Genomic DNA, 20,303 nt, shown 5'->3' with positions numbered 1-20,303 from the left:
TTCTTGTTGTTCAGCTCAGGGGCCAGTGTTGGTGGCAGGCATGGCGCACCGCCGAGGCACTGCTCAGGTTCAGCAGGTCGTGGCTGAGACGCCGGCATTCGGCGGCGTCCAGCTGGCGGACCCGTTCCTTGATCTCGCCCACTTGCGGCGGGCTCACCGACAGCTCGCTGACCCCCAGGCCGATCAGCACCGGCGTCGCCAGCGGATCGGAGGCCAGGGCGCCGCACACACCGACCCAGCGGCCGTGCCTGGCCGCGCCGGCGCAGGTCTGGGCGATCAGCCGCAGCAGCGCCGGGTGCAGCGCATCGACCCGCGCGGCCAGGCCGGCATGATCACGGTCCATGGCCAGGGTGTATTGCGACAGGTCGTTGGTGCCGATGGAGAGGAAATCGGCGTATTCGGCCAGTTGCTCGGCGAGCAGGGCGGCGGCCGGGACTTCGATCATCACCCCCAGCTCCGGGCGCTGGCCGATCCCCAGCTCGGCGCACAGGCAATCGATGCGCTCGCGGATATGCAGCAATTCGTCGAGCTCGCTGACCATCGGCAGCAGGATGCGGCAGCGTTGCAGTGGGCTGACCTGCAGCAGGGCCCGCAGTTGCTGGTCCAGCAGTTCCGGGCGGGCCTGGGCCAGGCGAATGCCGCGCAGGCCCAGCACCGGGTTGGCTTCCACCGGCAATGGCAGGTAGTCCAGTTGCTTGTCGCCGCCGACGTCGATGGTGCGGATGATCACCGCCTTGTCGCCCATGGCATCGAGTACGGCCTGATAGGCCTGGCGCTGCTCCTGCTCATCGGGGGCGGTATGCCGGTCGACGAACAGAAACTCGGTACGCAGCAGGCCGACGCCGTCGGCACCGTTGGCATGGGCGTTCTCGGCTTCCTGGCTGGAGGCGACATTGGCGGCGACTTCGATCGCCTGGCCGTCGAGGGTCCTGGCCGGCAGCTGGGCCTGTTGCTGTTGTTGCTCGCGCCGTTGCTGGCGCAGCAGATGGCTCTGCCGGACCTGTTCGATACGGGCGGTGTCCGGTGTCAGTTCCAGGCGACCCTGATCGGCGTTCAGCACCACCTGCTGGCCTTGAGGCACATCGACAAGCTCCGAGCCCAGGGCCACCAGGCAGGGCAGGCCCTTGCCCCGGGCCAGGATCGCTACGTGGGAGGTGGCGCCGCCGGCGGCCATGCACAGGCCAACGGCGCCTTGCTCGCTCAGTTGCAGCAGGTCGGACGGGGTCAGTTCGTGGGCTGCGACTATGGCGCCGGCCGGCAGCTGGTAATGCCAGGCTTCGCCGAGCAGGGCGCGCAGCACCCGTTGTTGCAGGTCGCGCAGGTCGTTGGTGCGTTCGGCGAGCAGGGCATTGCCCAGTTGCAGCAGGATCTCGCACTGTTCGCCGATGGCGTCGCTCCAGGCGTGGGTGGCGGCGCGTCCCTGGGCGATGCTCTGGCGGGCGGCGTCCAGCAGCGCCGGGTCTTCGAGCAGGGCCAGGTGGGCGGCGAAGATCGCTTCTTCCTGGTTGTCCTTGCGTTGCCGGGCGTGGTCCAGGGTGCCGCGAATGTCGCTGCGAACCTTTTCCAGGGCCTGGTCCAGCGCCAGCAGTTGTTCCTGGGGCGGGTGACCGCCGCTGTCTTCGGGCAGGGTCATGGCGGTCAGGTGAAACAGCGGCCCGCAGACCAGTCCGGGGGCGGCGCAGACACCCTGGATCACCCCGGCTTCGGCGGGGCGCTGGGGTGTGGCGGCCTTCACCGCCGGCGCCGCGGCGTGGGCGTCTTCGGCCAGCGGGGTGGCGAGGGCGTCCAGCAGCGCCAGCAGGGCGGCTTTGCAGTCCTTGCCCTGGCAACTGACCCGCACCTCGTCCTGCTCGCCGACCCCCAGCCCCATCAGGCTGACCAGGCTGTCGCAGGACGCCGACTTGCCGTTGAAATGCAGTTGTGCCTTGCTGCTGAAACCCTGGGCGGTCTGGCGGATCAGCGCAGCGGGCCGGGCATGCAGGCCACCGCGGTGATTGACCCGGGTATGGCCTTCGACCTCGTCGGTCGAGGTGTCGCTGGCTTGCGCCTGGGCCCCATTGGTCGCGCGCGGAACGATGTGCAGCAGCGGTTCGCCGACTTTCACCGATTTCAGGGTGATGGGCAGGGCCTGGAAGTGTTCGCCGTTGGTCAGGATCATCAGGCTGATCAGGCTTTTGCTGTTCCGCGCGACCTGGTCGAGGTCGAAGCGCAGCAGGGCCTGGCCGCTGCTGACCCGGGCGCCTTCCTGCACCAGCATGGAGAAACCCTCGCCTTGCAGTTGGACAGTGTCCAGGCCCAGGTGCAGCAGCAGTTCCGCGCCATTGTCAGCACGCAGGGTCACTGCGTGGCCGGTGCGGGCGGCATGCACCACTACGCCGGCGCACGGGGCATGCAGGGTGTTGTTCAGCGGGTCGATGGCGATCCCGTCGCCCATGGCGCCGCTGGAAAACACCAGGTCGGGGACCCTGGCGAGGGTGAGCACCGGGCCGCTCAAGGGAGCGCCGAGCGTCAGGTCTTTATTGTTGTTGTGCATGGCGCAGTACTCATCCGTTGAAGGAAAGGCTCAGTGGGTGCGGGTCACTTTGCTCAGGTGCCGTGGCTGGTCCGGGTCCATGCCGCGGGCCTCGGCAAGGCTTGCGGCCATGCCGTAGAAACTCTGGATCGCCAGGATCGGATCGAGCGCCGGGTGTTCGGCCCGGCTCAGGGTCAGGTCGCGCTCGGCGATGTCGTCCGGCGCCGCCAGCAGCACCCGGGCGCCACGCTGGCGCATGTCGGCGGCGAGGCTGATCAGGCCGGCCTGTTCCGCTCCCCGTGGGGCGAACACCAGCAGCGGGTAGTTGTCGCCGATCAGCGCCATCGGGCCGTGGCGAACTTCCGCGCTGCTGAAGGCTTCGGCCTGGATCGCCGAGGTTTCCTTGAGTTTCAGCGCGGCTTCCTGGGCGATGGCGAAACCGGCGCCGCGGCCGATCACCATCAGCCGCTGGCTATCGTGCAGGGCCTCGACGGCCGGGCTCCAGTCCTGGATCGCGGCTTCGCGCAGTCCCTGGGGCAGGGCGAGGCCGGCTTCCAGCAATTGCGCGTCCTGTTTCCAGTGGGCGATCAGGCGGGCGCTGGCGCTGAGGGTGGCGATAAAGCTCTTGGTCGCCGCCACGCTGCGTTCGGCGCCGGCGTGCAGCGGCAGGCAGAACTCGCTGGCGGCTTCCAGCGGGCTGTCCTGGGCGTTGACCATGGCCACGCTCAAGGCCCCGCGTTTGCGCAGCAGCCGCATGCTGTTGACCAGGTCGGGGCTCTGCCCGGACTGGGAAAAGGCGAATGCCGCCTGGCCGCTGACCCGCAGCGGCGCCTGTTGCATGGTCACCACCGACATCGGCAAGGACGCGACCGGGAAGCCCAGCTGCTGCATGGTCAGGTAGGCGAAGTAGCTGGCGGCATGGTCGGAGCTGCCGCGGGCGACGGTCATCACCACTTGCGGCGGCTGGCGGTTCAGGCGCCCGGCCACTTCGATCAGTTGCGGGTCCAGGTGCTGCAACTGGCCTTCGACGGCCGCGGCAGAGGACAGCGCCTCTTCAAGCATTTTTGAAGTCAATGTCTTCTCCTTCGACCATGACGGCGGTCAGTGTGAGTGAGCGGTCCAGGCACACGCAGTCGGCCCAGCTGCCGACCTGCAAACGCCCGCGTTCGGCCAGGCCGAGATAATCGGCGGGAAACTGTGACAAGCGTTGCGAAGCTTCGGCCAGGGGCAGGCCGATCTTCACCAGGTTGCGCAAGGCCTGATCCATGGTCAGGGTGCTGCCGGCCAGGGTGCCGTCCGGCAGGCGCACGCCGCCCAGGCATTTGGTCACGGTGTGGCTGCCGAGCTTGTATTCGCCATCCGGCATGCCGGCGGCCGCGGTGGAGTCGGTCACGCAGTACAGGCAGGGGATCGAGCGCAGGGCCACGCGCATGGCGCCGGGGTGCACGTGCAGCAGGTCGGGGATCAGTTCCGCGTACTGGGCGTGGGCCAGGGCGGCGCCGACTATGCCCGGCTCGCGGTGATGCAGCGGGCTCATGGCGTTATACAGGTGGGTGAAGCTGGTGGCCCCGGCGTCGAGCGCGGCCACGCCTTCCTCGTAGCTGCCCAGGGTGTGGCCGATCTGCATGCGGATGCCGCGGGCGCTGAGGGCGCGGATCAGCGCGTCATGGCCGGCGATTTCCGGGGCGATGGTGATCACCCGGATCGGCGCCAGGCGCAGGTAGGCCTCGACTTCGGCCATCAGCGCGGTATGGGCGAAATTGGGCTGGGCACCGAGCTTGCCTGGATTGATATACGGACCTTCCAGGTGCACGCCGAGCACCCGGGCGCTGCCGCTGGGGCGCTGCTCGCAGTATTCGCCGATGGCGCCCAGGACCCGGGTGATCTCCTCGGTCGGCGCGGTCATGGTGGTGGCCAGCAGCGAGGTGGTGCCGAAGCGTACGTGGGTGCGGGTGATGGTCTCGAACGCCGGGGCGCCTTCCATGATGTCCTTGCCGCCGCCGCCGTGCACATGCAGGTCGATGAAGCCCGGCAGCAGGTAGGGCAGGTCGTTGTCCGCGGGGTCGCAGGGGCTGCCTTCGATGCCGGTGACCTTGCCGTCCCGGTGGTTCAGGTGGCCGCGAATCCAGCCTTGCGGGGTGAGGATGTTGTATTCGGACATGGGCTGCACTCTGGGACGGGTTCTTGGCGACTCGGCGGCCTGGCTCAGCGGCCTGGTTTAGCGACGCAGCTCGGCGACGAAGTCGTAGTAGTCGTTGCGGCAATAGGTGTCGGTGACTTCGATCGGGGTGTTGTCTTCGAGGTAGCCGACACGGGTCATCAGCAGCATCGCGGTGCCGGGGGCGATGCCCACCAGGGCGGCGAACTCGGCGGAGGCGTTGATCGCCTGGATGTGCTGCAGGGCTCGGACCACCGGGCGGCCGATGCCATCGAGGTAGGCGTAGAGCGAATCGCCGATGGCGTCCGGCTGGGCAATGATCGAGGCCGGCAGGGTGCTCATTTCGATCGCCATCACCGTGTCGTCGGCTTTGCGCAGGCGCTTGAGGCGCGCCACCTTGTCGTTCGGCGACAGGCCGAGGCGGATCAGTTCTTCGTGGGTCGGCGTGGTGATTTCCCGCTCCAGCCATTGGGAGCCGGGGACGAAGCCCTTGAGGCGGAGCATTTCGCTGAAGCCGGACAGCCGCGACAACGGTTGTTCCAGGCGTGGGGTGATGAAGGTGCCGGAGCCCTGGCTGCGACGGATCAGGCCTTGTTCGAACAGCACTTCCAGGGCCTTGCGCGCGGTGACGCGGGAGATGTTGAGCATCTCGCTCAGGTTGCGTTCCGAGGGCAGGGCCTGTTCGGCTTTCCACTGGCCGGCATGGATCGCGGCTTCAAGGTTGCGCGCCAGTTGCAGGTACAGCGGGGTCGGCTGGGTATCGTCGGGGCGCAGGGCCAGGATGTGGTTCATCTGTCGAGGTTCCGATGCGTTATTGGTTTGTTGTCGCCCGGTAATGTGGCGAAAACTAATACCACTTAAATACCATGTCAACGCCAGTACTACGGCGATGGCGCGCGAGAACGGGCGCTTTATGGGGGGTGGCGGGCTTGGTTTGGGAAAGTGGTATTAGGGAGGTCTGGCCATGAATGCGAAAATCGCAGGGGCGGCGGTTTTTCGAGGGGGAATTGGTATTCACCTTTCGAAGCCGGCGCGGCCTGCGATTTTTTTTGTAACTGAGGTGTTTTAGCGGCGTTTCAGCGAGGAATCAGGGGCGGATTTCGATCATCGTGCCGTCCGGGACCAGGCCCCAGACTTCGCGCATGTCGACGTTGCGCATGGCAATGCAGCCATCGGTCCAGTCCAGGGTGTGGAAGTACTGCTCGGGGTAGTCTTCGCTGTCCGGGGTGCCGTGGATCATGATCATGCCGCCGGGCTCCACGCCCTCGCGGCGCGAACGCGCGGAATCGCTGATGTTCGGGTAGGAAATATGCATGGCCAGGTTGAAGCGGTCGCTGGTCTTGCGCCAGTCCAGCCAGTAGAAGCCTTCCGGCGTGCGCTTGTCGCCTTCCATGAGTTTCGGGCCCTTGGGCTGTTTGCCCAGGGAAATGCGGTAGGTCTTGAAGGGTTTGCCGTCGTTGATCAGTTGCAACTGATGAGCCGACTTGAGGACCAGGACTTTCTCGATGACCTTGCCGTCCAGGGTATCCGTCGCGGAGGCGTGGGAGACAGCGATAACCGAGCAGCAGAAAAGAGCGAGCAACCAGCGCATTGAAACGATATCCCTAAGAGTACACAGGTGCCGCGTACGTTTTGTTGTTTAAGTGAGGGCCGGCTGAGCCAGGGGCGGAATGGACTCGGAGCGCACGGGGTATTGCTCGTTCCGCCGGTCAGCGAAGAAACATTCTAAGGTACGTCCGACCGTGCGAAAAGCCAGCTCGGACCAGGGAATGTCGGCTTCTTCGAAAAGCCGGACTTCCAGGCTCTCTTCGCCGGCGGCGAAATCCAGGTCCGCCAGCTCGGCGCGGAAGAAGACATGCACCTGGCTGATGTGCGGGACGTCGATCAGGGTATAGATGCTCAGGTTGCGGACCCGGGCGCAGGCTTCCTCGAACGTCTCGCGAATCGCCGCCTGTTCGACGGTCTCGCCGTTCTCCATGAAACCGGCCGGCAGCGTCCAGTAACCACGGCGCGGCTCGATCGCGCGCCGGCACAGCAGCACCTGGGTGCCCCAGGTCGGCAGGCAGCCGGCGACTATGTTCGGGTTCTGGTAATGGATGGTCTGGCAGTTGTCGCAGACAAAACGCAGGCGCGAATCGCCTTCGGGAATGCGCTGGGTGACCGGGTGACCGCACTGGCTGCAGAATTTCATGCTGGGTATCCGAAAAGGCTGCGCCTATCTTGGCGTGCACGGGGCTTTGTCGGCAAGTTGTCGTTACGCGACATGGCGTGGATCGGGGGTTGGGCGGTCGGTTTGTTTGGTGCATGATGCAAGGTAGTCGACAGATCGAGAAGACTCATGCTGGACGAGCTACTGCACCGGGTAAGCAACCATACGCCGCGACCGCTGGAGACGGATCGACGTTTCCCCGAGGCTGCCGTACTGGTGCCCATTACCCGCAGTGACGAGCCTGAGCTGGTGCTGACCCTGCGCGCCAAAGGATTGTCCACCCACGGCGGCGAAGTAGCCTTCCCCGGCGGCCGCCGCGACCCGGAAGATCCCGACCTGGTTTTTACCGCCCTGCGCGAAGCCGAAGAGGAAATCGGCCTGCCCCCGGGGCTGGTGGAAGTGATCGGCCCTTTGAGCCCGCTGATTTCCCTGCACGGGATCAAGGTCACGCCTTATGTCGGGGTGATTCCCGATTATGTCGAGTACCTGGCCAATGACGCCGAGATCGCCGCGGTATTCAGCGTGCCGCTGGAGTTTTTCCGCCAGGACCCGCGCGAACATACCCACCGCATCGATTATCAGGGCCGCAGCTGGTATGTGCCGAGCTACCGCTTCGGCGAGTACAAGATCTGGGGCCTGACAGCGATCATGATCGTCGAGCTGATCAACCTGCTGTATGACGCCAAGATCAGCCTGCACCAACCGCCCAAAAGCTTTATCAATATTTGAAGCCATCGCTCGTATGGCCTGAACCCCACTGTGTATATGAACCTGCCTGGCCTTGAGGACAACAATATGAAATACCGCCTGGGCGACGCCCGCGTCGAAACCCACCCGCAAAGCTGGGTCGCACCCAATGCCACGCTGGTGGGCAAGGTCAAGCTGGAGGAGGGGGCCAACGTCTGGTTCAACGCGGTGCTGCGTGGCGACAACGAGCTGATCCTGATCGGCAAGGACAGCAATGTGCAGGATGGCACGGTGATGCACACCGACATGGGCTTTCCGCTGACCATCGGTACCGGCGTGACCATTGGCCATAACGCCATGCTGCATGGCTGCACCGTCGGCGACTACAGCCTGATCGGCATCAACGCGGTGATTCTCAACGGCGCGAAGATCGGCAAGAACTGCATCATCGGCGCCAATTCGCTGATCGGCGAAGGCAAGGAAATCCCCGATGGTTCGCTGGTGATGGGCTCGCCGGGCAAGGTGGTCCGCGAGCTGACCGAGCAACAGAAGAAAATGCTCGAAGCCAGCGCCGCGCACTATGTGCATAATTCCCAGCGTTACGCCCGCGACCTGGCCGAGCAAGAATAATGACCACCCCCGAAAAACCCGTTCCCTCGCCCTGCGTGAGCATCTGCGCGCTGGACGATGATGATATCTGCACCGGCTGCCAGCGCACGGTGAGCGAGATCACCCGCTGGAGCCGCATGGACAACGCCGAGCGCCGCGAGGTGCTGGCGTTGTGTCATGAGCGCGCCAAGTCCAGCGGGCTGCTGTGGATGATCGGTACCCAGTCCGGCTAAACAGCTGTCGCGAGCAGCCTCGCCCCAGCCGGAGCGAGCCTGCCCGTGGTATCGGCGCCAGCTCCCGTCTGGTCCATCCCACCCACCTGAAGTACCCTGTGTGCCTTACTGACAGGTACTTTTCGCCCCATGCTCTTCCTGATCGCCTATATCGGCAGTGTCGTGCTGATCAACTACGCCTTTTCCAGCGCTCCGCACCTGGACATCATCTGGTCGGCCTGGGGCGGGCTGGTGTTCGTCCTGCGGGACATGGTGCAGACCCGCTTCGGCCATGGCGCGCTCGTCGCCATGCTGGTGGCGCTGGTGCTGTCCTACGTGACCTCCGACCCGGCCATCGCCCTGGCCAGCGCCACGGCGTTCGCGGTCTCCGAGTGCATCGACTGGCTGGTGTTCAGCATCACCAAGCGCCCGCTGCACGACCGCCTGTGGATAAGTTCGGCGTTGAGCATTCCCCTGGACACCTTTATCTTTTTCGGACTGATCGACGCCTTGACCCCGGGCGTGATCCTCACGGCGCTGGGGTCGAAGTTCGCTGGCGTGACCGTGGTCTGGCTGGCCATGGCCTGGCGTGTGCGCAAGGCGGCGTGCGCCAGCTGAGGCCAAAGCGCGCGGTTCATGTAAAATGCCGCGCTTTCTTCCCCATGGGCCGCCCGCCTGGTGCGCGACCCTCGATGATCCGCTCCTTTTTGAGGACCTTCAGATGACCCGTATCGGAACTCCATTGTCGCCAACCGCGACCCGCGTTTTGCTGTGTGGCTGTGGTGAGTTGGGCAAGGAAGTGGTGATCGAGCTGCAACGCCTGGGCGTTGAGGTGATTGCCGTGGATCGCTACGCCAATGCGCCGGCGATGCAGGTCGCCCATCGCAGCCATGTGATCAACATGCTCGACGGTGCCGCGCTGCGTGCGGTGATCGAGGCGGAGAAGCCGCACTTCATCGTGCCGGAAATCGAAGCCATCGCTACCGCCACCCTGGTGGAGCTGGAGTCCGAAGGGTTCACCGTGATCCCGACCGCCCGTGCCGCCCAGTTGACCATGAACCGCGAAGGCATCCGTCGCCTGGCCGCCGAAGAGCTGGACCTGCCGACCTCGCCTTACCACTTCGCCGATACCTTCGAAGACTACCGCAAGGCGGTGGACGACCTGGGCTTCCCCTGCGTGGTCAAGCCGGTGATGAGTTCCTCGGGCAAGGGCCAGAGCCTGCTGCGCAGTGTCGACGACGTGCAGAAGGCCTGGGACTACGCCCAGGAAGGCGGGCGCGCCGGCAAGGGCCGGGTGATCATCGAGGGTTTCATCGATTTCGATTACGAAATCACCCTGCTGACCGTGCGCCATGTCGGCGGCACCACCTTCTGCGCGCCGGTCGGCCACCGCCAGGAGAAGGGCGACTACCAGGAATCCTGGCAGCCCCAGGCCATGAGCCCGAAAGCCCTGGCCGAGTCCGAGCGCGTGGCCAAGGCGGTGACCGAGGCCCTGGGTGGCCGTGGCCTGTTCGGCGTCGAACTGTTCGTCAAGGGTGATCAGGTCTGGTTCAGCGAAGTGTCGCCGCGTCCCCATGACACCGGCCTGGTGACCCTGATTTCCCAGGACCTGTCGCAGTTCGCCCTGCATGCGCGGGCGATCCTCGGCCTGCCGATCCCGTTGATCCGTCAGTTCGGCCCGTCGGCGTCGGCGGTGATCCTGGTGGAAGGCCAGTCGACCCAGACCGCTTTCGCCAACCTGGGCGCGGCCCTGAGCGAGCCGGACACGGCCCTGCGCCTGTTCGGCAAGCCTGAAGTCAACGGCCAGCGCCGCATGGGCGTGGCCCTGGCGCGCGACGAGTCGATCGAGGCCGCCCGGGCCAAGGCGACCCGCGCTTCCCAGGCGGTCGTAGTCGAGCTGTAAAAGCATCGCGAGCAAGCTCGCTCCTACAGGTTCGGCGCAGCCCTTGTAGGAGCGAGCTTGCTCGCGAAGCGATCTTTCAATCGACCTGGTTCAGGTCGTTATTGCGCGTTTCCTTCAGGCACAGCACAGCGATCAGGCTGAGCACCGCTGCCGCCGACACATAGCCGCCGACCCAGCTCAAGCCCCCCATCGCCACCAGCTTCTGGGCGAAGAAGGGTGCCGCCGAGGCGCCGACAATGCCGCCCAGGTTATAGGCCGCCGACGCGCCGGTATAACGCACGTGGGTCGGGAACAGCTCGGGCAGCAGGGCGCCCATCGGGGCGAAGGTCACGCCCATCAGGAACAGCTCGATGCACAGGAACAGCGCCACGCCCCAGGTCGAGCCCTGGGTCAGCAGCGGTTCCATGGTGAAGCCGGAGAGAATCGCCAGCAGGCCGCCGATGATCAGCACCGGCTTGCGTCCGTAACGGTCGCTGGCCCAGGCCGACAGCGGTGTGGCCGCGGCCATGAACAGCACCGCGAAGCACAGCAGGCCGAGGAAGGTTTCGCGGCTGTAGCCAAGGGTCGCGACGCCGTAGCTCAGCGAGAACACCGTCGAGATGTAAAACAGTGCGTAACACACCACCATCGCCGAGGCGCCCAGCAGCACTGGCAGCCAGTACTGGCTGAACAGCTCGACCAGCGGCATCTTGACCCGCTCCTGGCGGGCGATGGCGTTGGCGAATACCGGGGTTTCGTGGAGTTTCAGGCGCACATACAGGCCGACCAGTACCAGCGCGGCGCTGAGCAGGAACGGGATCCGCCAGCCCCAGGAGCGGAACTGCTCATCGCTCAGGCTCATGGCCAGGGTCAGGAACAGGCCGTTGGCCGCGAGAAAGCCGATCGATGGCCCCAGTTGCGGGAACATGCCGAACCAGGCGCGTTTGCCTTTGGGCGCGTTTTCCGTGGCGAGCAGCGCGGCTCCGCCCCATTCGCCGCCCAGCCCCAGGCCCTGGCCGAAACGCAGCAGGCACAGCAGGATCGGGGCCCAGGCGCCAATGCTGTCATAGCCGGGCAGCACGCCGATCAGCGTGGTGCACACGCCCATCAGCAGCAGCGATGCCACCAGGGTCGACTTGCGGCCGATCCGGTCGCCGAAGTGGCCGAACAGCGCCGAGCCCAGGGGGCGGGCGAGGAAGGCGATGCCGAAGGTCAGGAAGGCCGAGAGCATCTGCGCGGTGCCGGACGTCTGCGGAAAGAATACCGGGCCGATCACCAGCGCGGCGGCGGTGGCGTACACGTAGAAGTCGTAGAACTCGATGGCGGTGCCGATAAAGCTGGCGGTGGCCACGCGGCTGGCGGAGTTGGTCGGCTGGGCAGGCACGGAGGCGCTGTAAGTGGTGCTGGTCGTCATGCGGTTATCCCTGACAGTCATATGCTCCATCGGAGCGAATTATTATGGTCGAACACCCAGGGATGTGGGTTTGGCGCGGGCGTGGCTCGGGGTGGGAGCGCAGCCTGCCAGAAGCGGGCAGAGCAGGGCAGAAGCCGTTGGGTGCGGGTAGCACGCGGGTGCTGCGGGGCTTGGGTAAGCGGATCGATTATAGGAAGGCCCCTAACGATTCAACAAGCAGGACTTGTCCCTGTAGCCCTGTAGCCCTGTAGCCGCTGCCGAGCCTGCGAGGCTGCGATCGGCGGCACAGCCGTCGTAAAACCAGGCGGCGCGGTATTTCAGGCGGATTGTTGTATCCCGGTTAGCGCCCGCTTCGTCGGAATGCCGCCCAGATCGATCGCAGCCTCGCAGGCTCGGCAGCGGCTACAGGGACGAGGGAGCACCTGGCTTGGTGTGCCAGATCAGCACGCGGCTGACCCGGTTGTCCTCGGTCTCGAGGATTTCCAGGCGGTAGCGGCCGATTTTCAGGCAGACGGCGCTGTCGGGAATGGTCTCCAGCGCTTCGGTGACCAGGCCGTTGAGGGTTTTCGGGCCGTCGCTGGGCAGGTGCCAGCCCAGGCTCTTGTTCAGCTCGCGAATCGAGGCGGCGCCTTCGATGACAAAGCGTCCGTCGGCCTGGGGATGGATATGCGGGTTGTCGAGGCTATGTTCGCTTTCGAATTCGCCGACGATTTCCTCGAGGATGTCTTCCAGGGTGACGATGCCCAGCACTTCGCCGTACTCGTCCACCACCATGCCCAGGCGGCGCTGCTGCTTGTGGAAGTTCAGCAGTTGCAGCTGCAGCGGGGTGCTTTCCGGCACGAAGTAAGGTTCATGGCAGGCCGCCAGCAGGGCCTCTTTGGTCAGGCTGGCATCCGGCAGCAGGTGGCGGATCTGGCGGGTGTTGAGGACCGCCTCGACCTGGTTGATGTCGCTATGGAACACCGGCAGGCGGGTGCGTTTGGACAGGCGCAGCTGCTCGATGATCTCGCCGATGGGCTCGTCCAGGTTGATCCCGTCGACTTCGCTGCGCGGCACCAGGATGTCATTGACGGTGATGTTGTCCAGGGCATGGATGCCCGACACCGGGTGCGGGCGGCCGTTGGCATGTTCCTCGGCGTCGTCCGGGTCGGCGGCCTGCTCGTCTTCGCTCTGCTTGACGGCGCCGGCCTTGCGGCTGAAGGGGCGCAGCAACAGCTGGCTGATGCTGTCGAGCAGCCAGGCCGCGGGGTAGATGATCTTCAGCGGCACGCCCAGCAGGGTGTTGCCCAGGCTGAGGATGGCGTCCGGATAACGGGTAGCCAGGGTGCGCGGGAGGTAGTCAGCGAGTACCAGCAACACGCTGGTGGCGATCAGGCAGGCCAGCCACGGGCCGTTTTCCGCCCACTGCAGGAGCGCCAGCAAGGTGCTGATGATGACCGCCAGCACCCGGCACAGGGTGTTGCAGAGAATCAGGCTGTCGCGCGGGAAGCTTAGGCGCGCCAGCGGTTTGTCGCCGGAGCGCGAAGCAGTGCGCAGGGTCAGCAGGTGTTGCTGGGCGGCTTCGATGGCGGTGAACAGCCCCGACCACAGCACCAGCAAGGCCAGGACCACGAGCATCGGCTCTATGGGCAGGTTGTCCATTATCGCCGCTCGTCAGATATGCAGGATGTATTCACGGACCAGCTTGCTGCCGAAGTACGCCAGCATCAGCAGGCAGAAGCCGGCCAGGGTCCAGCGAATCGCCTTGTGTCCGCGCCAGCCGAGGCGGTTGCGGCCCCACAGCAGCACGCTGAACACCACCCAGGCCAGGCACGCCAGCAGGGTCTTGTGCACCAGGTGCTGGGCGAACAGGTTCTCGACGAACAGCCAGCCGGAGATCAGCGACAGCGACAGCAGGGTCCAGCCGGCCCAGAGGAAGCCGAACAGCAGGCTTTCCATGGTCTGCAGCGGCGGAAAGTTCTTGATCAGCCCGGACGGGTGCTTGTGCTTGAGCTGGTGGTCCTGCACCAGCAGCAACAGGGCCTGGAACACGGCGATGGTGAACATGCCGTAGGCAAGGATCGACAGCAGGATATGGGCGAGGATGCCCGGTTCTTCGTCGATCACCGGCACCGTGCCGGTGGGCACGAACTGCGCCAGTAGCACGGTCAGCGCCCCCAGCGGAAACAGCAGGACCAGCAGGTTCTCCACCGGAATGCGCGAGCAGGCCAGCAGGGTCAGGGCAATCACCGCGGCGGCGATCAGGCTGGCGGCGCTGAAGAAGTCCAGGCCCAGGCCCACGGGGGTCATCAGGTGGGTCAGGAGGCTGGCGCTGTGGGCGAGCAGGGCAAGGATGCCGAGCGAGACCAGCAGGCGCTTGTTCGTCTTGGCGGCTTGAGCCAGACGAGTGCCTTGATAGAGGGTCGCAGCGGCATAGAGACAAGCGGCGGCGAGGGTGGTTAGCAAGCTGGGTGACAAGGGGAGCATAAATCCTGTTAGGCAAGCCCGAAAGTCGTTGAGTTTGGCATAGAACCGCCACCACACGAAAGACCGCGCAACCAGACGGCGGCTGTGCGTCGCGCGCAGTCTTCGCTATAATCCGCGACCTGCCCACGGAGCACCCTTTATATAAGGGGCCCGAGCCGCCATTACCTCGGTCTACTTAGGGCCTGAAAGGATCGCGCATGTTTGAAAACCTAACCGACCGTCTCTCGCAGACGCTGCGCCATGTCACCGGCAAGGCCAAGCTGACCGAGGACAACATCAAAGACACCCTGCGCGAAGTGCGCATGGCGTTGCTCGAAGCCGACGTCGCCCTGCCGGTGGTCAAGGACTTCGTCAACTCGGTGAAGGAACGTGCCGTCGGCACTGAAGTGTCGCGCAGCCTGACTCCGGGCCAGGCGTTCGTGAAGATCGTCCAGGCCGAGCTCGAAAGCCTGATGGGCGCGGCCAACGAAGATTTGAACCTGAGCGCCGTGCCGCCTGCCGTCGTGCTGATGGCCGGTTTGCAGGGCGCCGGTAAGACCACCACCGCTGGCAAGCTTGCGCGCTTCCTTAAAGAGCGCAAGAAGAAGAGCGTGATGGTGGTATCCGCCGACGTGTACCGTCCGGCGGCGATCAAGCAGCTCGAAACCCTGGCCAATGACATTGGCGTGACCTTCTTCCCGTCCGACCTGAGCCAGAAGCCGGTCGCGATCGCCGAAGCGGCTATTAAAGAAGCCAAGCTCAAGTTCATCGACGTGGTCATCGTCGACACCGCCGGTCGTCTGCACATCGACGCCGACATGATGGACGAGATCCAGGCGTTGCACGCGGCGGTCAAGCCGGTGGAAACCCTGTTTGTGGTCGACGCCATGACCGGCCAGGACGCCGCCAACACGGCCAAGGCCTTTGGTGACGCGCTGCCGCTGACCGGTGTGATCCTGACCAAGGTCGACGGCGATGCCCGTGGCGGTGCCGCGCTGTCGGTGCGTGCGATCACCGGCAAGCCGATCAAGTTCATCGGTATGGGCGAGAAGAGCGAAGCGCTCGAGCCGTTCCACCCTGAGCGTATCGCTTCGCGCATCCTCGGCATGGGCGACGTGCTCAGCCTGATCGAGCAGGCCGAACAGACCCTCGACAAGGAAAAAGCCGACAAGCTGGCCAAGAAGCTGAAAAAAGGCAAAGGCTTCGACCTCGAAGACTTCCGCGATCAGCTGCAACAGATGAAGAACATGGGCGGCCTCGGTGGCCTGATGGACAAGCTGCCGAATATCGGTGGCGTGAACCTGGCGCAAATGGGCAATGCCCAGGGCGCGGCCGAGAAGCAGTTCAAGCAGATGGAAGCCATCATCAACTCCATGACCCCGGCCGAGCGCCGCGACCCTGAGCTGATCAGCGGTTCGCGCAAGCGTCGGATCGCCATGGGCTCCGGCACCCAGGTGCAGGACATCGGTCGCTTGATCAAGCAGCACAAGCAGATGCAGAAGATGATGAAGAAATTCTCCGCCAAGGGCGGAATGGCGAAAATGATGCGCGGCATGGGCGGAATGTTGCCCGGCGGCGGCATGCCGAAGATCTGAAGAATCCACGCCGGCAGCCATGCCGGCGTTTCCCGCGGGGACGCGGGACCTCCAGCAAACCCGCGCTTGGCGGGAGCTGACTCGCCGTTGTTGCCAACGGCCCTATAGCAAATCTGGATGGCAGCCGGTAGGCGCCGGAAAAAGTCATTTGCAAAAGTCCGGATATTCCTTAGAATATGCGGCCTTTCGGGCACCCATGCCCGCTGTGCATTTAGATTTGCAGCACCGACTACAGGAACGATGTTCACATGCTAACAATCCGTCTTGCCCTTGGCGGCTCCAAAAAGCGCCCGTTTTACCACTTGACCGTGACCGACAGCCGCAACCCACGCGACGGTTCGCACAAAGAACAAGTTGGCTTCTTCAACCCGATCGCTCGTGGTCAAGAAGTCCGCCTGTCCGTGAACCAAGAGCGCGTAGCCTACTGGCTGAGCGTTGGTGCACAACCGTCTGAGCGCGTTGCTCAGCTGTTGAAGGAATCGGCTAAGGCTGCAGCCTGAACCCTATGAACGCGACGCCTGCTCCTGCTGATGATTTGATCGTTATCGGCAAAATCTACTCTGTTCACGGCGTTCGCGGCGAAGTGAAGGTTTATTCCTTTACTGATCCGATTAAAAACCTGTTGGATTACAAAACCTGGACGCTCAAGCGCGAAGGTAGCGTGAAACAGGTTGAGCTGGTCAGCGGACGCGGGAATGAAAAATTCCTGGTCGCAAAGCTCAAGGGTCTCGATGATCGTGAAGAGGCGCGTCTTCTGGCCGGTTATGAGATCTGCGTGCCGCGCAACCTGTTCCCTGAACTGACCGACGGCGAGTACTACTGGTACCAGCTGCAAGGTCTCAAGGTCATCGACACTCACGGACAACTGTTCGGGAAGATCGATCACCTGCTGGAGACCGGCTCGAACGATGTAATGGTGGTCAAGCCTTGCGCTGGCAGCCTGGATGATCGCGAACGCCTGTTGCCCTATACCGAGCAATGCGTGTTGGCCGTCGACCTGGCAGCGGGCGAGATGAAGGTGGATTGGGACGCGGACTTCTGAACGTGGCTAGCCTGCGCGTAGAAGTGATCAGTTTGTTTCCCGAGATGTTTTCCGCCATCAGCGACTACGGCATAACCAGCCGCGCGGTGAAACAGGGGCTCTTGCAGCTGACCTGTTGGAATCCGCGAGACTACACCACGGATCGACATCACACTGTGGACGATCGCCCATTTGGCGGTGGCCCGGGCATGGTGATGAAGATCAAGCCCCTGGAAGATGCTTTGGTTCAGGCCAGGCAGGCAGCCGGGGAGGGCGCGAAGGTGATCTACCTGTCGCCCCAAGGCCGCAAACTGACTCAGTCGGCGGTACGCGAGTTGGCGAATGAGGATGCATTGATCCTGATTGCCGGTCGTTATGAAGGCATTGACGAGCGTTTTATTGAAGCTCATGTCGATGAAGAGTGGTCGATTGGCGACTATGTACTCTCCGGTGGCGAGCTGCCGGCGATGGTCCTGATTGATGCGGTTACGCGACTGCTGCCCGGAGCTTTAGGGCATGCGGATTCCGCGGAGGAAGATTCCTTCACGGATGGTCTGCTGGATTGCCCGCACTACACCCGACCGGAGGTGTATGCGGATCAGCGTGTTCCCGACGTGTTGCTGAGTGGCAACCACGCACACATCCGGCGTTGGCGTTTACAGCAGTCCCTTGGTCGGACCTATGAACGACGCGCCGATCTTCTGGAAAGCCGCTCGCTTTCTGGAGAAGAGAAGAAGCTGCTCGAGGAATACATCCGCGAGCGGGACGATAGTTAACAACGTATCGATGGTAGATCCGACGATTTACCTTAGGAGCACAGCATGACCAACAAAATCATTCTTGCACTCGAAGCAGAGCAGATGACCAAAGAGATCCCAGCCTTTGCCCCGGGCGACACCATTGTCGTTCAGGTGAAAGTGAAGGAAGGCGATCGTTCCCGTCTGCAAGCGTTCGAAGGCGTTGTAATCGCCAAGCGTAACCGCGGCGTGAACAGTGCATTCACCGTTCGTAAAATCTCCAACGGTGTTGGCGTAGAACGTACTTTCCAGACCTACAGCCCGCAAATCGACAGCATGGCTGTCAAGCGTCGCGGTGACGTACGTAAAGCCAAGCTGTACTACCTGCGTGACCTGTCGGGTAAAGCAGCTCGCATCAAGGAAAAACTGGCTTAAGTCCAGCTTCCGATGCAGAAAAAAGCAGCCTACGGGCTGCTTTTTTGTTGCCCGTCATTTATCCCCGAAGTGTGTTTCAGGCAGTAGAACCATGAGCCCCCGCGAGCAAGAAATCCAACGCCGGACCGAGCTGTCGGTCACCCGCGTGACCAAGGCGGTATTCCCGTCGACCACCAATCACCACAACACCCTGTTTGGCGGCACGGCGCTGGCCTGGATGGACGAAGTGTCGTTCATCGCCGCGACCCGTTTCTGCCGGTTGCCGCTGGTCACCGTGTCCACCGACCGTATCGACTTCAATCACCCGATTGCCGCGGGCTCCATCGTCGAGCTGGTGGGACGGGTAGTGAAGGTCGGCAACACCAGCCTCAAGGTCGAGGTTGAAGTCTTCGTCGAGAGTATGAGTTGCGATGGGCGGGAGAAAGCCATCCACGGCCTGTTCAGCTTTGTCGCCATCGATGACGACAAGCGCCCGGTGCCGGTGCTGCCGGGGTTTGTCGACTGATCGCGAGCAAGCCTCGCTCCTGCGGGATTTCACCGTTCTGTAGGAGCGAGGCTTGCCCGCGATGGGCTATCAGGCCGCCATATCCTTCTGAATCAACGCCACCAGGGTCCAGCCCGCTGTGGGCTTGAGGGTGCTGTCCGGCGTCACCACATGCACCCAGCCGCTGCTGTCGCGAGCGAACAGCAGGGTTGCCCGTTCGCCGTGCAGCGCCTGGTAATCCTCCCAGCCGAAACCTTCGGTGAGGTTGGTGCTGTACAGCTCCGCACCCTGTCCCAGCAGGCTGGCCAGTTTGCTGTAGGACAGCGCCTCGCTGCCCAGCAGATGCCCGCGGTGTTCATGGCTGGCCCGGTGCTTGTCGGTGCGCCGGCTTTCCTGGCTGTTGGCCAGGCCGAACAGGCGCTGATGGCCGAAGTCGTGACGGAAGCGCATGGAGGCCAGGGTGTTCAGTTCGCCGGAGGGCGACAGCGCCAGCAGATGGCCAAGCCCCACCAGGTCCAGATGGGCATCGGCGTGTTGCGACGCCGGATTGCCGAAGTAGGTCGGCAGGCCGTCCATGCGCGCGGCGCGGATGTTTTCCCAGCTCGAATCGGTCAGCAGCACGCGACTGCCCAGTTGTTGCAGGGCCTTGCCGATGGTCCGCGCCGGAGCGTTCGCCCCGACGATCAGGAAGCCACTCGGCGCCGGTTCCGCGACTTTCAGCAGGCGGGCCAGCGGCCGCGCGGTGGCGCTTTGCAGCACCACGGTGCCGATGATCACGGCAAAGGTCAGCGGCACCAGCAGCAGCGCGCCTTCATGGCCGGCCTGGTCCAGGCGAATGGCGAAGATCGCCGAGACAGCCGCGGCAACGATGCCCCGCGGTGCGATCCAGGCCAGCAAGGCCCGTTCGCGCCAGTTCAGATTGGAGCCGGCGGTGGATAGCAGCACGTTCAAGGGCCGGGCGATGAACTGGATCACCAGCAGCAGAATCAACACCAGCGGCCCCAGGGCGATCAGCGCATTGAGGTCCAGGCGTGCCGCCAGCAGGATGAACAGCCCGGAAATCAGCAGCACGCTGAGGTTTTCCTTGAAGTGCAGGATGTGCCGGACGTCGACGTCCTTCATATTGGCCATCCACATGCCCATCAGGGTCACGGCCAGCAGGCCGGACTCATGCATCACCTGGTTGGCGCCGATGAAGATGCCCAGCACCGCCGCCAGCGTGGCCAGGTTGTGCAGGTATTCCGGCAGCCACTGGCGGCGCATGATGGTCCCCAGCACCCAGCCGCCGACGATGCCGAACAGGCTGCCGCAGAGAATCACCCCGCCGAAGGTCATCAGGCTGTGCTGCAGGCCCTGGCCCTCGGCGCTGGCGATGATGAAGCTGTAGACCACCACCGCCAGCAGGGCGCCGATCGGGTCGATGACGATGCCTTCCCAGCGCAGGATGTTGGCGATCGACGCCTTGGGCCGAACCACCCGCAGCATGGGTACGATCACGGTGGGCCCGGTGACCAGGGTCAGGGTGCCGAACAGCAGCGCCAGCAGCCAGTCGAAGCCCAGCAGCCAATGGGTGGCCAGGGTGATCACTGCCCAGGTCGAAAGCGCGCCGATGGTCACCAGCCGGTGCACCACCTTGCCGATCTCGCGCCATTCCGACAGGTGCAGGGTCAGGCTGCCTTCAAACAGGATCAAGGCCACCGCCAGCGACACCAGCGGCATCAGCAGCGGTCCGAACAACGCTTGTGGATCGAGCCAGCCCAGGACCGGGCCGGCGAGAATGCCGCTCAACAGCAGGAACAGAATGGCCGGTAGTTTCAGGCGCCAGGCCAGCCATTGGCAGCCCACTGCCGCCACGCCTATGCCGCCAAAGGCCAACAGAATCTGTTGTTCGTTCATTGAAGCT

At 64.0% G+C, this 20,303-nt stretch carries 21 protein-coding genes; 11 read left to right on the top strand and 10 right to left on the bottom strand.

All coding sequences use genetic code 11. The features are described 5' to 3' along the window. Nucleotides 1–10: 10 nt before the first annotated feature. The 6 genes from ptsP to PVZ78_RS19120 all read right to left on the bottom strand — a co-directional run bounded on the left by ptsP (nt 11) and on the right by PVZ78_RS19120 (nt 6,861). Nucleotides 11–2,533, bottom strand: coding sequence for a phosphoenolpyruvate--protein phosphotransferase (ptsP, locus tag PVZ78_RS19145; RefSeq protein ID WP_273829085.1), 2,523 nt, complete (start codon nt 2,531–2,533; stop codon nt 11–13). A 30-nt stretch (nt 2,534–2,563) separates the two neighbouring features. Further along, nucleotides 2,564–3,586, bottom strand: a complete 1,023-nt coding sequence (locus PVZ78_RS19140; protein WP_124301175.1) for an SIS domain-containing protein — start codon at nt 3,584–3,586, stop codon at nt 2,564–2,566. Continuing rightward, nucleotides 3,567–4,673 (bottom strand): N-acetylglucosamine-6-phosphate deacetylase, encoded by a 1,107-nt coding sequence (nagA, locus tag PVZ78_RS19135; RefSeq protein WP_016702726.1) that lies wholly within the window; start codon nt 4,671–4,673, stop codon nt 3,567–3,569. Before nagA ends, PVZ78_RS19140 begins: the two co-directional genes overlap by 20 nt. A gap of 57 nt (nt 4,674–4,730) precedes the next feature. Then, entirely contained in the window at nt 4,731–5,462 is a 732-nt protein-coding gene (locus PVZ78_RS19130; protein ID WP_016702727.1) for a GntR family transcriptional regulator, read from the bottom strand. Nucleotides 5,463–5,757: 295 nt separating this feature from the next. Then, a complete protein-coding gene (locus PVZ78_RS19125; RefSeq protein ID WP_009047135.1) occupies nt 5,758–6,261 on the bottom strand; it encodes a L,D-transpeptidase family protein in 504 nt (167 codons plus the stop codon). 48 nt (nt 6,262–6,309) lie between these two features. Continuing rightward, nucleotides 6,310–6,861: an NUDIX hydrolase gene (locus tag PVZ78_RS19120; RefSeq protein WP_009042316.1), complete on the bottom strand. Its 552-nt coding sequence runs from the start codon at nt 6,859–6,861 to the stop codon at nt 6,310–6,312. 147 nt (nt 6,862–7,008) lie between these two features. Here PVZ78_RS19120 and PVZ78_RS19115 point away from each other — a divergent pair, with 147 nt between their 5' ends. From PVZ78_RS19115 to purT, 5 genes are all read left to right on the top strand, one after another. Continuing rightward, complete coding sequence (locus tag PVZ78_RS19115) at nt 7,009–7,608, top strand: CoA pyrophosphatase (RefSeq protein ID WP_009047136.1); 600 nt, start codon at nt 7,009–7,011, stop codon at nt 7,606–7,608. Nucleotides 7,609–7,674: 66 nt separating this feature from the next. Next, the gene (locus PVZ78_RS19110) at nt 7,675–8,196 is read left to right on the top strand and encodes a gamma carbonic anhydrase family protein (protein WP_009047137.1); all 522 of its coding nucleotides are present in this window, start codon (nt 7,675–7,677) and stop codon (nt 8,194–8,196) included. Beyond that, nucleotides 8,196–8,408, top strand: coding sequence for a DUF1289 domain-containing protein (locus PVZ78_RS19105; RefSeq protein ID WP_016702729.1), 213 nt, complete (start codon nt 8,196–8,198; stop codon nt 8,406–8,408). The genes PVZ78_RS19110 and PVZ78_RS19105 overlap by 1 nt, the downstream gene beginning before the upstream one ends. Before the next feature lie 129 nt (nt 8,409–8,537). After that, a complete protein-coding gene (locus PVZ78_RS19100) occupies nt 8,538–9,005 on the top strand; it encodes a VUT family protein (protein WP_009047139.1) in 468 nt (155 codons plus the stop codon). Nucleotides 9,006–9,108: 103 nt separating this feature from the next. Continuing rightward, nucleotides 9,109–10,290, top strand: coding sequence for a formate-dependent phosphoribosylglycinamide formyltransferase (gene purT, locus PVZ78_RS19095; RefSeq protein WP_009047140.1), 1,182 nt, complete (start codon nt 9,109–9,111; stop codon nt 10,288–10,290). Between the two features lie 76 nt (nt 10,291–10,366). Here the strand turns inward: purT and PVZ78_RS19090 are convergent, their stop codons facing one another. The 3 genes from PVZ78_RS19090 to PVZ78_RS19080 all read right to left on the bottom strand — a co-directional run bounded on the left by PVZ78_RS19090 (nt 10,367) and on the right by PVZ78_RS19080 (nt 14,149). Next, on the bottom strand, nt 10,367–11,683 hold the full coding sequence (locus tag PVZ78_RS19090; RefSeq protein WP_028681724.1) for an MFS transporter: 1,317 nt from the start codon (nt 11,681–11,683) through the stop codon (nt 10,367–10,369). Between the two features lie 402 nt (nt 11,684–12,085). Further along, nucleotides 12,086–13,324, bottom strand: a complete 1,239-nt coding sequence (locus PVZ78_RS19085) for a transporter associated domain-containing protein (protein ID WP_009047142.1) — start codon at nt 13,322–13,324, stop codon at nt 12,086–12,088. A 12-nt stretch (nt 13,325–13,336) separates the two neighbouring features. Beyond that, nucleotides 13,337–14,149 carry a cytochrome C assembly family protein gene (locus PVZ78_RS19080; RefSeq protein WP_007927682.1) on the bottom strand — a complete coding sequence of 271 codons (813 nt, stop codon included), beginning with the start codon at nt 14,147–14,149 and terminating at the stop codon, nt 13,337–13,339. Between the two features lie 197 nt (nt 14,150–14,346). Here PVZ78_RS19080 and ffh point away from each other — a divergent pair, with 197 nt between their 5' ends. The 6 genes from ffh to PVZ78_RS19050 all read left to right on the top strand — a co-directional run bounded on the left by ffh (nt 14,347) and on the right by PVZ78_RS19050 (nt 18,421). Then, a complete protein-coding gene (ffh, locus tag PVZ78_RS19075; RefSeq protein ID WP_007927681.1) occupies nt 14,347–15,723 on the top strand; it encodes a signal recognition particle protein in 1,377 nt (458 codons plus the stop codon). 248 nt (nt 15,724–15,971) lie between these two features. Further along, the gene (rpsP, locus tag PVZ78_RS19070; protein ID WP_007927680.1) at nt 15,972–16,223 is read left to right on the top strand and encodes a 30S ribosomal protein S16; all 252 of its coding nucleotides are present in this window, start codon (nt 15,972–15,974) and stop codon (nt 16,221–16,223) included. Between the two features lie 5 nt (nt 16,224–16,228). Then, entirely contained in the window at nt 16,229–16,765 is a 537-nt protein-coding gene (gene rimM / locus PVZ78_RS19065) for a ribosome maturation factor RimM (RefSeq protein ID WP_007927679.1), read from the top strand. 2 nt (nt 16,766–16,767) lie between these two features. Then, nucleotides 16,768–17,520: a tRNA (guanosine(37)-N1)-methyltransferase TrmD gene (gene trmD / locus PVZ78_RS19060; RefSeq protein ID WP_007927678.1), complete on the top strand. Its 753-nt coding sequence runs from the start codon at nt 16,768–16,770 to the stop codon at nt 17,518–17,520. Nucleotides 17,521–17,565: 45 nt separating this feature from the next. Beyond that, nucleotides 17,566–17,916, top strand: a complete 351-nt coding sequence (gene rplS / locus PVZ78_RS19055; protein WP_009047143.1) for a 50S ribosomal protein L19 — start codon at nt 17,566–17,568, stop codon at nt 17,914–17,916. A gap of 91 nt (nt 17,917–18,007) precedes the next feature. Beyond that, nucleotides 18,008–18,421, top strand: coding sequence for an acyl-CoA thioesterase (locus PVZ78_RS19050; RefSeq protein ID WP_007927676.1), 414 nt, complete (start codon nt 18,008–18,010; stop codon nt 18,419–18,421). 69 nt (nt 18,422–18,490) lie between these two features. On the opposite strand, the gene PVZ78_RS19045 is transcribed toward PVZ78_RS19050, so the two are convergent. Beyond that, nucleotides 18,491–20,296 (bottom strand): cation:proton antiporter, encoded by a 1,806-nt coding sequence (locus tag PVZ78_RS19045; protein ID WP_016702736.1) that lies wholly within the window; start codon nt 20,294–20,296, stop codon nt 18,491–18,493. Between the last annotated feature and the right edge of the window lie 7 nt (nt 20,297–20,303).

Origin of the sequence: Pseudomonas sp. SBT1-2 (assembly GCF_028640875.1) — a bacterium.
Lineage (GTDB): Bacteria > Pseudomonadota > Gammaproteobacteria > Pseudomonadales > Pseudomonadaceae > Aquipseudomonas > Aquipseudomonas chlororaphis_I.
Note: the sequence above shows the minus strand (reverse complement) of the source record. Positions and strands in the feature narration are given on the sequence as shown.

What these genes read in the sequence shown, in the direction of transcription:
- ptsP (WP_273829085.1), bottom strand. Translation starts at nt 2,533, where the DNA reads ATGCACAACAACAATAAAGACCTGACGCTCGGCGCTCCCTTGAGCGGC.
- nagA (WP_016702726.1), bottom strand. Translation starts at nt 4,673, where the DNA reads ATGTCCGAATACAACATCCTCACCCCGCAAGGCTGGATTCGCGGCCAC.
- PVZ78_RS19130 (WP_016702727.1), bottom strand. Translation starts at nt 5,462, where the DNA reads ATGAACCACATCCTGGCCCTGCGCCCCGACGATACCCAGCCGACCCCG.
- PVZ78_RS19125 (WP_009047135.1), bottom strand. Translation starts at nt 6,261, where the DNA reads ATGCGCTGGTTGCTCGCTCTTTTCTGCTGCTCGGTTATCGCTGTCTCC.
- PVZ78_RS19120 (WP_009042316.1), bottom strand. Translation starts at nt 6,861, where the DNA reads ATGAAATTCTGCAGCCAGTGCGGTCACCCGGTCACCCAGCGCATTCCC.
- PVZ78_RS19115 (WP_009047136.1), top strand. Translation starts at nt 7,009, where the DNA reads ATGCTGGACGAGCTACTGCACCGGGTAAGCAACCATACGCCGCGACCG.
- PVZ78_RS19110 (WP_009047137.1), top strand. Translation starts at nt 7,675, where the DNA reads ATGAAATACCGCCTGGGCGACGCCCGCGTCGAAACCCACCCGCAAAGC.
- PVZ78_RS19105 (WP_016702729.1), top strand. Translation starts at nt 8,196, where the DNA reads ATGACCACCCCCGAAAAACCCGTTCCCTCGCCCTGCGTGAGCATCTGC.
- PVZ78_RS19100 (WP_009047139.1), top strand. Translation starts at nt 8,538, where the DNA reads ATGCTCTTCCTGATCGCCTATATCGGCAGTGTCGTGCTGATCAACTAC.
- purT (WP_009047140.1), top strand. Translation starts at nt 9,109, where the DNA reads ATGACCCGTATCGGAACTCCATTGTCGCCAACCGCGACCCGCGTTTTG.
- PVZ78_RS19090 (WP_028681724.1), bottom strand. Translation starts at nt 11,683, where the DNA reads ATGACGACCAGCACCACTTACAGCGCCTCCGTGCCTGCCCAGCCGACC.
- PVZ78_RS19085 (WP_009047142.1), bottom strand. Translation starts at nt 13,324, where the DNA reads ATGGACAACCTGCCCATAGAGCCGATGCTCGTGGTCCTGGCCTTGCTG.
- PVZ78_RS19080 (WP_007927682.1), bottom strand. Translation starts at nt 14,149, where the DNA reads ATGCTCCCCTTGTCACCCAGCTTGCTAACCACCCTCGCCGCCGCTTGT.
- ffh (WP_007927681.1), top strand. Translation starts at nt 14,347, where the DNA reads ATGTTTGAAAACCTAACCGACCGTCTCTCGCAGACGCTGCGCCATGTC.
- rpsP (WP_007927680.1), top strand. Translation starts at nt 15,972, where the DNA reads ATGCTAACAATCCGTCTTGCCCTTGGCGGCTCCAAAAAGCGCCCGTTT.
- rimM (WP_007927679.1), top strand. Translation starts at nt 16,229, where the DNA reads ATGAACGCGACGCCTGCTCCTGCTGATGATTTGATCGTTATCGGCAAA.
- rplS (WP_009047143.1), top strand. Translation starts at nt 17,566, where the DNA reads ATGACCAACAAAATCATTCTTGCACTCGAAGCAGAGCAGATGACCAAA.
- PVZ78_RS19050 (WP_007927676.1), top strand. Translation starts at nt 18,008, where the DNA reads ATGAGCCCCCGCGAGCAAGAAATCCAACGCCGGACCGAGCTGTCGGTC.
- PVZ78_RS19045 (WP_016702736.1), bottom strand. Translation starts at nt 20,296, where the DNA reads ATGAACGAACAACAGATTCTGTTGGCCTTTGGCGGCATAGGCGTGGCG.